Source organism: Flavobacterium collinsii (assembly GCF_946903285.1).
Lineage (GTDB): Bacteria > Bacteroidota > Bacteroidia > Flavobacteriales > Flavobacteriaceae > Flavobacterium > Flavobacterium collinsii.
The window spans coordinates 2780108-2792466 of sequence record NZ_OX336425.1; the positions used below are offsets into that span (position 1 = coordinate 2780108).

At 34.8% G+C, this 12359-nt stretch carries 8 protein-coding genes; 5 read left to right on the forward strand and 3 right to left on the reverse strand.

The window, feature by feature from the left end; all coding sequences use genetic code 11:
• The first annotated feature begins 120 nt into the window (after window positions 1–120).
• From OGZ34_RS11490 to OGZ34_RS11505, 4 genes are all read left to right on the forward strand, one after another.
• Window positions 121–2751 carry a gliding motility-associated C-terminal domain-containing protein gene (locus OGZ34_RS11490; RefSeq protein WP_263360255.1) on the forward strand — a complete coding sequence of 877 codons (2631 nt, stop codon included), beginning with the start codon at window positions 121–123 and terminating at the stop codon, window positions 2749–2751.
• Window positions 2752–2785: 34 nt separating this feature from the next.
• Entirely contained in the window at window positions 2786–3721 is a 936-nt protein-coding gene (locus OGZ34_RS11495) for a PorP/SprF family type IX secretion system membrane protein (protein ID WP_173966956.1), read from the forward strand.
• 10 nt (window positions 3722–3731) lie between these two features.
• On the forward strand, window positions 3732–5897 hold the full coding sequence (locus tag OGZ34_RS11500; RefSeq protein WP_263360256.1) for an OmpA family protein: 2166 nt from the start codon (window positions 3732–3734) through the stop codon (window positions 5895–5897).
• 138 nt (window positions 5898–6035) lie between these two features.
• The gene (locus tag OGZ34_RS11505) at window positions 6036–6521 is read left to right on the forward strand and encodes a hypothetical protein (RefSeq protein ID WP_173966954.1); all 486 of its coding nucleotides are present in this window, start codon (window positions 6036–6038) and stop codon (window positions 6519–6521) included.
• A 117-nt stretch (window positions 6522–6638) separates the two neighbouring features.
• On the opposite strand, the gene OGZ34_RS11510 is transcribed toward OGZ34_RS11505, so the two are convergent.
• Window positions 6639–7019 (reverse strand): DUF1573 domain-containing protein, encoded by a 381-nt coding sequence (locus tag OGZ34_RS11510; RefSeq protein ID WP_173966953.1) that lies wholly within the window; start codon window positions 7017–7019, stop codon window positions 6639–6641.
• A 273-nt stretch (window positions 7020–7292) separates the two neighbouring features.
• Here OGZ34_RS11510 and OGZ34_RS11515 point away from each other — a divergent pair, with 273 nt between their 5' ends.
• Window positions 7293–9926, forward strand: coding sequence for a valine--tRNA ligase (locus OGZ34_RS11515; RefSeq protein ID WP_263360257.1), 2634 nt, complete (start codon window positions 7293–7295; stop codon window positions 9924–9926).
• A gap of 153 nt (window positions 9927–10079) precedes the next feature.
• Here OGZ34_RS11515 and OGZ34_RS11520 read toward each other — a convergent pair whose 3' ends face one another.
• Window positions 10080–10703 carry a GyrI-like domain-containing protein gene (locus tag OGZ34_RS11520; protein ID WP_263360258.1) on the reverse strand — a complete coding sequence of 208 codons (624 nt, stop codon included), beginning with the start codon at window positions 10701–10703 and terminating at the stop codon, window positions 10080–10082.
• Window positions 10704–10870: 167 nt separating this feature from the next.
• Window positions 10871–12184, reverse strand: coding sequence for an APC family permease (locus tag OGZ34_RS11525; protein WP_263360259.1), 1314 nt, complete (start codon window positions 12182–12184; stop codon window positions 10871–10873).
• Window positions 12185–12359: the final 175 nt, after the last annotated feature.

A 12359-nucleotide genomic window follows, 5' to 3' on the forward strand; every position in this document is an offset into this window, starting at 1 on the left:
TTAAGGATTGTTATTTTGATCTTAGGTGTGTTTTGTAAATATTTAATTATTAAAACAAGCTCTTGGTGTTTAATAAACATTATTATTTTGTTATGTTTGTATAAAAATAATTGGGAGTTTATGGTTAAAAAATACGCTAATTTCTTACAATTTTTATTGTTTTTTATTGCCTTATTGGTTTGGTCTTCAAAAGCTGAGGCCCAGTGTGCAGGTACCGATGCGCAAAAAGTAATTTGTAACATTGAGAATCCAATCAATCAGTCGATCTCTTTGTTTGCCTTGTTAGGAGGCACTCCAACTCCCGGAGGGACTTGGACAGATGATAATAATTTAAGAGGTTTGGATCCTGTTACTGGAATTTTAAATGGACAAATGATACGTAGTGGCGGTGTTTATCATTATACGTATACTGTTCCGGGTGTTGCAGGATGTGTTGATAATAAAGCTGTTGTAACTCTTACAATTGGCGCATATGCAGGAGTTCCTGCTCCTTATGCTACAGTATGTACTTTAGATGAAGTTTTTAGTTTGTTTAGTGCGTTTAATAGTACCGTAATGCGGCCACATTCAAACGGCACCTGGACCAATGCTGCAGGTCGGATTGTAGATTCATCAATATTAACTGCGGGTTTGGAGGGATCGTTTGACTTTACTTATACAGTTCCGGCGGTTACTGCGTGTTCACCAATATCACCGTCTGTAAAGGTCACGGTAACCTTTTTTAAAGCACCTGAACCTGGAAAACCTAAGGATTTGTTGCTATGTGGAGAAACTGATTTAGACTCTTATACCAACTTAGATTTGCATACTTTACTTTCCGGGGAAGAGTTTGGAGGGGAATGGAGAGGTTTGGGTTTAACTTCTGTACGTGATCATAATGTTAACCTTAAACAATTATACAATACTCATGGTCCGGGAATTTTAAATTATACTTATACTGCTTTTTCATATCCTGATAATCGGATTTGCCCTGATCGAACTTCGGTCATAAGCATTACTTTGGAAAAAAGGCTTGATTTTACTGGTGCAAAAATTGTTGTTGAATCGGATATTTGTGAAGATGCGATTTCCAGGGCTACTTATTTAGCAAAAATTACACAAGGACCACAAGCTATTCCCAATGGGGAGTATAAGGTCACTTTCAATGTTTCCGGTCCAAATGCGGGCGGTGAAACAGTGACAGCGAATTTTGTAAATGGTGAATTAATTTTTCCTGTAAAATCATCTTATTTTAAGCAAGTTGGAGTATTTAATATTAATGTAACTAATATTGTTGCCACTGCCAGTAAAGAATCTTGTGCTAATATTGTTAATAATTTATCCTATAATTTGAGAATTAACCCATTGCCTCATTTAGAAGGAGCTTTGTTGATTCCGGATACTGTTTGTCAAAATAAAAAAACGGTAGTTCAGATTTCAAATGCAATTCAATTAACAGATGGTAATTATGATATTGTTTACAACATAACCGGAGATAATTTTGCAACGGGCTTAACTGCAAATATCACAGCTGTGGGAGGTAATGCAAGTTTTGAAATTCCGGCAAACTTCAATATAAAAAGTGGTGTTTCGACAATAACCATTATCAAAATAACGAATACTTTTACGGGTTGTACTAATGTAGCTAATGCTCAGGGGAATTTAATTATTAATCCTTTACCCAACGCAACAACTCTTGTTTTGCAGGTCGAGAATCTTTGTTTTGGGGCCGCTGTTCCTGTTGCTGTTTCCGGATTAGGAAATTTAACAGACGCTACACTTTTGTATACGCTTTCCGGTAGCAACTCTTCGACACTGCAAACTGTTGTTTTAGCAGTTGCAAATGGAAAAGCATCTTTTATTATCCCTGCAGAATTGATTTTAAATACTGGATCTACAACAATTATAGCCCGTAATTTGAAAAACAATGTTACGTCTTGTGATGTTGATTTAATCAATGTGTCAGACGACTTTATAATAAATACAATTCCAGATGCTCCTTTGGTAATAAGTCCACAGGAATTTTGTGAAGTGGAAGGAGCGACAGTTGCCAATTTAACTCCGCAAGGTGTTCGGTACAAATGGTATAGTTCTACAACGTCAACGACGCCCTTGGCCAGTACTTATGTTTTAAAATCAGAACAATTGTATGTGAGAGAGACTTCTGTTACAAATTGTATATCTGCGCCGACTTTAGTCTCGATTGTGGTAAATGATACACCAGCTCCAACTTTAAATCCGGGAGGAGAAAATTTTTGCGGTTTAAAAAATCCTACTATTGCAGACTTGTCAAAAGTAACCAATGTGTCTTCTACTGTTGCTTGGTATGATGCAGAAAATAATGGAAATTTATTAGCGTCGACAACATTACTTAGAGACAAAGTAACGTATTATGGTTTTGATCTTTCGAGCGTAACAAATTGTATTTCGGATAATTATTTAGGAGTTACCGTTTCTTTATTTGATTGTAATCCGGAAGAATTTGCCTTTTTTATTCCGGACGGATTTTCGCCAAATGGAGATAATGTAAATGATACTTTCAGGATTCCGGATATAGATTTTTTATATCCTGACTATACTCTTGAAATTTTTAATAGATATGGAAATATTATGTTTAAAGGAAATAAAAATAAACCCAATTGGGATGGAAGAAATTCTGAAGCAGCAGGTTTTGGTGATGGAATCGTACCAAACGGAGTCTATTTTTATGTTATTAATTTTAATAAAGACAACAGACGCCCGCAACAAGGCCGACTTTACCTGAACAGATAATTTCCTTTTTTATAGTATTTAATATAAGTTTCAAATGAAGAAAGTACTACTTTTTATAAGTTTCCTCTTTTATATCACATCAGCTTCAGCACAGCAGGATCCGGAGTATACTCATTACATGTATAATATGAGTGTGGTAAATCCTGCCTATGCAACAGGAGTTCCTGCAATGATGAATTTTGGAGGATTGTACAGAACGCAATGGGTTGGAGCCGTTGGAGCACCCAAGACTTTTACTTTTTTTGGACATACGGCGTTAAGCGATAAAATTGAAGTAGGCTTGTCATTGGTTTCAGATGACATTGGTGATGGCGCTAAAAAAGAAAATAATTTTTACGCGGATTTTGCTTATGTCTTAAATTTGGGTGGGAAAAATAAGCTTTCGCTTGGACTAAAAGCAGGTTTTACCTCTCTCCAGACTAATTTTAACGGTTTTGTTTTAGAAAGCGGAGATGCTGCTACAGATTTGGCTTTTGCTGAAAATGTAAATGTGACCAAGCCTAATATTGGAATAGGAGCTTATTATTTCAGAGATAATTTTTATGTTGGATTATCCGCGCCAAATTTATTGAGCAACAAACATATCGAAGAGAAATCAGGAATCAATGCTTACGGATCAGAGGTAATTCATACATTTTTAACTGCCGGATATGTTTTTCAAATCAATGATAAGGTAAAACTGAAACCCGCTTTTATGTCACGATTTGTCCCGGGAGCACCTGTTTCTGTAGATTTGACAGCGAATGTTTTATACAATAATAAATTTGAATTGGGAGCAGCCTATCGAATAAACGATGCGGTGAGTGCTTTAATGAATGTAAATGTTACACCAACTTTAAGAGTGGGCTATGCTTATGATCATACTTTGTCGAATCTGGGACGGTTTAATTCTGGCACACACGAAATTATGCTGCTTTTTGATTTAGATCTATTAGGAAAAGGATATGATAAATCTCCAAGATTCTTTTAAAATGAAAAATATGAAAAAACTACTTGTTATTGTATTCGTATTTTCAATACAGTTTATAAATGCTCAGGATTTTGAATTGGTAAGAGCCAAACGTTTTTTTGATAAAACTTATTACAGTGAAGCCATTACGCTATATGAGAAGTTAGCAGAAAACAAACCTTCCCAGGAAGTGATAAAAAACTTGGCGGACTCTTATTTTTATACCAACGATTTGATAAAAGCACAGCGTTACTACAGGCTTTTGATTCAAAATTACAATAATGATTTAGATCGGAATTATTATTTTAGATACGCACAGACTTTAAAAGCAAGCAATAGTTATGAGGATGCGAATTTAGCTTTAAAGGAATATTATGCAAAATCAGGTGTTAGTGATGCTGTTTCTAATTTTGAAAAAGAGCTTAAAATTTTAGAAAATGTTTCTGCAATAGGGAAACGCTATGATCTTAAAAATCTGGCGGTCAATACGCCTAATTCAGAGTTTGGAGCCGTGAAATATAATGATAATCTGGTTTTTGCGGGAGTAAAGTTAAAACCGGGATTGCTTGATAAGAAGTTTAAATGGGACAATAAAACGTATTTGAATCTGGTTACGATTCCTTTAAAAAATAGCAATTCGGTTGATTCTATTGTACATTATTTTGCTAAAGAACTAAAAACCGGTATGCACGAGGCCAACGCAGTTTTTACAAAAGACGGTAAAACGATCTACTTTACACGAAACAATTCGAAGAACAAAAGCAAAAAAACAAACGATCAGAAAATTTCGAATCTTCAAATCTTTAAAGCCGAACTGGTTGAAGGAAAATGGATCAATATAGAATCGCTTCCATTCAATAGCTCTGAATATTCCACAGAGCATCCGGCCTTAAGTGCTGATGAAAAAGTATTGTATTTTGCATCAGATATGCCAGGAACTTTAGGTTCGTTTGATATCTATTCAGTCAATATTAATAAGGGAGCATTTGATACCCCCCGAAATTTAGGTTCTACAATTAATACAGATAAAAGAGAGCAGTTTCCTTTTGTTTCAAACGATCAAAAGCTCTATTTCTCGTCTGATGGACATTTAGGTTATGGGTCATTGGATGTTTTTGTTTCAGAAATTAAGGGATATGAGTACAGTAAGCCTGTAAATGTTGGTTTGCCTTTGAATTCAAACGGGGATGACTTTTCATTTAATATTGATTCCAATACTAAAGAAGGTTATTTTGCATCCAACAGAGAAGGAGGAAAAGGGAGTGATGATATTTATCAAATTAAAGAAATCAAAGATTTAATAGTAGAAGATTGTAAACAATTTATTGCGGGAATCATTACGGATATTGATACAAAATTGCCTTTAGAAAATGCAGTTGTACGTTTGAAGGATTCAGATCTAAAGATTCTGAGTACAACGACAACTGGCGCAGATGGAAAATTTAGTTTTACAGTTGTTTGTGAAAGTGCATTTACAGTTTTGGGCACTAAGGATGGGTATACAAGCGAATCGAGAACAGTGTCTTCGGGAGTAACCAGAGATGCAAGTCATGATGCGTCGATGGCATTAAAATCTTTGGAAGTACTAAAACAAGAAGAAATTATAATTGCGGAAACAAAAAAGAAAGAAGAGTTGCAAATTGCAGAAAGTAAAAAGAAGGAGGAGGAAATTGAAACGAAACGAAGAAAAGAAAAAGAAGCTTTGGCTGTTATTGCTTTAAAAGAAGCAGATAAAAAAGCAAAAGCCGAAGAAATTGTAGCAGGAGAAATCAGAAAGAAAGAAAAAACAGCTCAAATTATTGCGCAGGAAAAAGATGTAGTAAAAGACAATAAAGGAAGATTAATTATTAAAACAGATCCGATTTACTTTGATTATAATTTATGGTACATCCGAAAAGAATCTAAAGTAGTATTGGGTCGTGTGGTAGAATTAATGATGAAATATCCCGACATGGAAATCGAAATAGGATCGCATACTGATTCAAGAGGTAATGAAAAGTTTAATGCAAATTTGTCTCAAAAAAGAGCCAGTTCGACCAGAGATTTTATAATAGATTCGGGTATTAATGCTAAAAGGATAGTGGCTAAAGGATACGGCGAATCTATACCTATAATAAAATGCCAGCCTGATGAAGCCTGTTCGGAAGAAGAACACGAATTGAACAGAAGAAGTGAATTTGTAATTAAGAATTTATAAATGGAGTAGTTTTGCCAGACCCGTAGGTTCTTAAACCTTTCGATTTTGCTATTATGGTTGAAATTTTAATTTAGAAGCCTTTTTTTTGGCTTCTTTTTTATTTAATTTTATAGAATAACAATGACTAAAAAAATAATTATGAAAAACCTAGTGGTATCCTGCTTGCTTGTGACTTGTATCGGACTTCAAAGCTGTAAAGACAATGAAAATCAGAAAGCGGCCGAAGCAGCTAAAGTGGCTGCTGAAACCATCGTAAGTACAGAATGTTATAAAGCTATCTATGAAAAAGATACAATCGATTTAAAATTAAACACATTAAAAAACGGAAAATTAAATGGTACTATGTCTATGAAAGTTTACGGAGCAGCTGAAAGAGTTGGTGAACTTGCGGGAGAGTTTCATGGAGATACTTTATTTGCAGACTATACTTTTAAAGAAGTTACAAACAATAGTAAAACTTTTAAAAATCCAATGGCATTTTTAAAGAAAGACAAAAAACTTATTTTGGGTAACGGAACCATGCAGATTAGTATGGGAGTGACTTATCTGGTAAAAGACAAACCTATCGATTTTGACCGTGTGAAATATAAATTTGATGCTGCAGAATGTGCTGAAAAAAAATAATAGCCACTCAAAACAAATCCGACAGTTTTAAGAACTTGTCGGATTTAGGCTAAAGCAGATAAAAAAAGCCGTTTCTTTAATTAGAAACGGCTTTGCTATTTTTTAGATCTTATTTTTTTATAAAACTTCACCTTTAATTTTTAAGGCTACTCTACCGTCAGGATAGTTTACGGCATTGGTTTCAACAGTAATTGTTTTACGGATCGGACCGGAAACCATGTTGTATTTTACATCAATTTTACCGGTTTTACCAGGCATAATTGCTGCTGCGGGTTTAGTAACAACTATCGAACTTACGGTAGATTCTGCTCCGGTAATTAAAAGTGGTGCGTCACCTGTGTTGGTAAATTCAAAAGATCTAACTCCGTTGTCACTTTTTGAAATTTTTCCATAATCAATTGTATTGTCTTGGGCTGCAAATTCAATTTTTGGGCCGTTTTGTGCATAACTTATTGTGCTAAACAATACGACTGCAATAAAAGAGGCTACATTTTTCATTTGAAATTTTTTTAAGTTGTAAGTAAATATACATTCTTTTAATTAACACACAAATTATTAATTCGCTTTTTATAGTGTACTTAATTATTTACTTTTGCTGTCAGTAATGATTACAAAAATTGAACCAGTTTTTCTGTTTAATTGTTTAATCGTTCTAACAGTTTAATCGATTGAGGATTAGCGAAAGCTGTGATTGTAGTAAAAAACGATTAAACAAATACACGAATAACGATTAAACAAATAAGCAAATTAACGATTAAACAACCCTAGTAAATGACAATTCCAGCACAATTTGACGCTAAGACGATCGAGAACAAATGGTATGATTACTGGATGAAGAACAACTATTTTCATTCAGAACCTGATCACAGAACACCATATACAATTGTAATTCCGCCACCAAACGTCACAGGAGTCCTTCACATGGGGCATATGCTGAACAATACTATTCAGGATGTTTTAATTCGTAGAGCACGTCTTAAAGGTTTTAATGCCTGCTGGGTTCCGGGAACGGATCATGCTTCGATTGCAACAGAAGCAAAAGTAGTACAGAAACTAAAAGCAGAAGGAATCAATAAAAATGATTTAACCCGTGAAGAGTTTTTGGCACACGCCTGGGAATGGACAGATAAATACGGTGGTGTAATCTTAGAGCAGCTTAAAAAATTAGGAGCTTCATGCGATTGGGAACGTACTAAATTTACAATGGATCCTGATATGTCAGCTTCTGTAATTAAATCGTTTGTCGATTTATACAATAAAGGATTAATTTACAGAGGATACCGAATGGTAAACTGGGATCCGGAAGCTAAAACAACTTTATCTGACGAAGAGGTTATTTACGAAGAACAACAAGGAAAATTATTTTTCTTAAAGTATAAAATTGAAGGTTCAGAAGATTTTCTGACGATTGCAACAACGCGTCCGGAAACTATTTTTGGAGATACTGCAATCTGTATTAATCCAAACGATGAGCGTTTTACACATTTAAAAGGTAAAAGGGCCATTGTTCCAATTTGCGGAAGAGTTATTCCGATTATCGAAGATGAGTATGTTGATGTTGAATTCGGAACCGGATGTTTGAAAGTAACTCCGGCACACGATATGAATGACAAAACGTTAGGAGAGAAGCACAATCTTGAAATTGTTGATATTTTTAACGAAGACGCTACATTAAATAGTTTCGGTTTGCATTATCAGGGGAAAGATCGTTTTGTGGTTCGTAGTGAAATTGCAAAAGAATTAGAAGAGACTGGAGCTTTGGCAAAGACTGAAATCCATTTGAATAAAGTTGGAACTTCCGAAAGAACCAAAGCGGTAATCGAACCAAGATTATCTGACCAATGGTTTTTGAAAATGGAAGATTTGGTAAAACCGGCAATTAAATCAGTTTTAGAAACCGGAGATATTAAATTACATCCAAAACGTTTTGAAAATACTTATGCACACTGGCTAAACAATATTCGTGATTGGAATATTTCTCGTCAACTATGGTGGGGACAACAAATTCCGGCTTATTATTATGGAGACGGAAAAGAAGATTTCGTAGTGGCTGAGAATATCGAAGATGCTTTAAAATTGGCTCAAGAAAGAACATCCAACAACTCACTGACAACATCTGACTTAAGACAAGATGTTGATGCGTTAGATACTTGGTTTTCATCATGGCTTTGGCCGATGTCCGTTTTTGGTGGAATTATGGACCCGGAAAGTGCAGATTATAAATATTACTATCCAACAAATGACTTGGTTACAGGTCCGGATATTTTATTTTTCTGGGTTGCCAGAATGATCATTGCAGGTTACGAGTACGCAGGTGAAAAACCATTTACAAATGTGTATTTAACCGGTTTGGTTCGTGATAAACAACGTCGTAAAATGTCTAAATCATTAGGGAATTCACCTGATCCTTTAGATTTGATCGATAAATTTAGTGCAGATGGAGTTCGTGTAGGATTGCTTTTAAGTGCTTCTGCCGGAAACGATATTATGTTTGATGAAGAATTATGCAATCAGGGGAAAGCATTTTCAAACAAAATCTGGAACGCTTTTAAATTAATCAAAGGATGGGAAGTTTCTGAAACGATTCCACAACCTGAATCTTCAAAAGTAGCCATCGAGTGGTACGAAGCAAAATTGCAGCAGACCTTAGTTGATATTGAAGATAATTTTGAGAAATACAGAATTTCAGATTCATTGATGGCTATTTACAAATTGGTTTGGGATGATTTCTGTTCGTGGTTCCTAGAAATGATTAAACCGGCCTATCAACAGCCAATTGATAAAGCAACGTTGGATAAAGCGATCGAAATGTTAGAAAGCAATTTGAAGTTACTTCATCCGTTTATGCCATTCTTAACAGAAGAAATTTGGCACTTAATTGCAGACAGAACCCCGGAAGAAGCTTTAATTGTTTCTACCTGGCCAGAATTGAAACCTTTCAACGGGAGTTTAATCTCTGATTTTGATAGTACTATCGAAGTGATTTCAGGAATCAGAACGATCAGAAAAGATAAAAATATTCCGTTTAAAGATGCGATCGAATTGAAAGCAATCAACAGTGAGAATATCACAACGTATTTTGACTCTATCGTTACGAAGTTAGGGAACATTTCAGCTTTCGAATATGTTACAGCTAAAGTAGACGGAGCATTGTCTTTCCGTGTAAAATCAAATGAATATTTTATTCCGATTACCGGAAGTATTGATGTTGAAGCTGAAATTGCTAAACTGACTGCAGAGTTGGTATATACCCAAGGTTTCTTAAAATCTGTTCAGGCGAAATTATCGAACGAGAAATTTGTTGCCGGAGCACCTGAGAAAGTTTTGGCTAATGAAAAACAAAAAGAAGCTGATGCTTTGGCAAAAATTGCTACAATCGAGCAAAGTATTGCCGGATTGAAATAGTTAGCTTTACGACTATATATTTAAACCCGACAGATTTTTGAAAATCTGTCGGGTTTTTTGTGTTTAAGTTTTTTGCTACGAATTCTCGAGTTACTCATTTACTCACAGATAGTAAAAAATAAAATTTGTGAATTTGTGGTTTTTAAAAATAAGTTATTTTACAGGTTCTCTAAGTATGGTTCTTAATTTTTCAGAAGCTGTTTTTCTAAAGTCAGATAAATAAATTTCATGGTGTAAGCCATTTTGTTCCAGTTGTTGTGCTGTAGAAAACTCCTGTATTTTTTTCAGCGTCTGGGGCTCATTTTCAAAAGGTCCGATATGAAGAACTTGTATTACTTTGCCTTCAGTCATCTCATAAAATTCAATTGATTTCGCCCGTTCTATTTGTTTTTTATTTGCGGTACTTTGAATAGCTTCTTCTGTTTGTTCTTTAGTTACAAAATTCGGCATCCTGATCATAACTCTGTAATCCCACTCACTTCGGGGTATTTTTAGCGGAGCTTCATCCATAGAAATGCCTTTGTATTTTTCAGTATCAAAACTCCACAAGGCTTCCAGTTTTGGAACAACAAAATCATTATTTACGGCTTTCTGTATAAATTTAATGGCATAAGCAGTGGCATACAAGGCCTGAATGTTCTCTAAGAATTCTTGTCCCGAAGGATCACCTTTTCCTGTAATCGATAGGTAATTTGTTTTTTCAATATAAACTATCTCGGGATTAGTTTTAGCAGTGTAGTATACTTTGTCGGTTTTTGTTAAATCTAGTTTGCTCATCTTTTAAGTTTTATTGCAAATTAAATCACAGAATGTGACAACAGTATGTCAGCAGAAATATTCTACATCTTTTTTCTTAAAAAAAATAGCCACGAATTCACGAATTGTTTGTTTTTATAGATGGTAAAAATAAAATTCGAGAAATCGTAGCGATTAAAAATAAGCCGTTATTTTTTCTTCCTCAAAACCAAAAATACAGGATAAGAAATCAAAGTGAGAACAACGATTATAACAAAACCTTTTGGATCGCTGTAAATAAATCCTATTAACAAAGCAATCGAGGCTACAAAGGCAAATATTGTCGTCCACGGATACCAAAAAGAATGATACGGTCGCGGTAAATTGGGCTCGGTGGTTCTTAGTTTTAAGAGAGAAAGATAAGCCAGTCCCCAAACGATAATAGAGATAAAGGCTGCGAAAGAAAATAATACTTCAAAAGAGCCAATACAAATTAAAAATAAACTGAAAAACGATGAAACTAAAAGCGCTACGATTGGTGTTCCTCCTTTATTTACTGTTGTTCCTTGTTTGAAAAAGAACCCGTCACGACTTAATCCGTAAAGGATTCTTGGTGGAATCATCATAAAAGCATTTAGTATACTGATTAATGAAAAAATGGAAATTACCGTAACAATAATAGCTCCGTTTTCTCCAAAAAGGATCTTGGCAACGTCAGCAGCAGCTAAATTTGATTTTGCCAGGGTTTCAATTGGTAAAACATGAAAGAAAGCAGCATTTACTAAAACATAGATGGCAACCACTAAAAAGACACCGCTGTACAATGATTTAGGAATATTTTTGTTGGGGTTATCATTTTCTTCGGCAAAAAAGCAAACGCTGTTCCAGCCGTTGTAAGTCCCGATGATCAACTGCAACGATTTGAAAAATCCGAAGATTAGTCCAATTTGAAAGAAAGAATTGTCTGTTTTGATTTTAGGAACTTCAGTGCCTGTATACATAAAACAGGCTATGACCAGGGCTACAAAACATATTACTTTTAAGAAACTGGTAATTTGCTGAATGACGCTGCCGTTTTTTACACCACTTAAGTGAATGAGCACAAAAGCAAGTAATAAAGAAATTGCCATCACGGTAGAATAGTTTGAGAGTACAGGAAACAAAATAATAATGTACTCACTAATTACAATACAATAAAAAGCGGGAGGTGTTACATTGACGATAAAATCAAACCAGCCAGAAAGAAAGCCGGCATATTCACCAAAAGCTCTTTTAATATAGTTATAGGAACCTCCTGCTTTGGGTAACATTGTGGAAAGTTCTGCATAAGAATTGGCTCCTAGCAAAACATATAAACCTCCAAAGAGCCATGAAGCAATAATGAACCAATAATTGTCGAGTAGGGAAGCAATGCTGCCGGGTGTACGAAGAATTCCAACGCCAATCGTTCCTCCAATTAATACAGCAATATTAAAACTTAAGCCAAGACTTTTTTGCAATTGATTTTTTTTAGCATCTGACATATATCGGAGTTTTGTTTTGGTGAGAATTTTTATGGAACAAAAGTAATACAATCGGATTACTTTCTTTAGTGAAAACAAAAAACCTCATCTATTGTCAGATGAGGTTTTCTGTTTAAAACCAAACTTTTTTGTTTTCGTTATTGAAATACGGCAAAAGTCCGGAGGGCAAAATCTA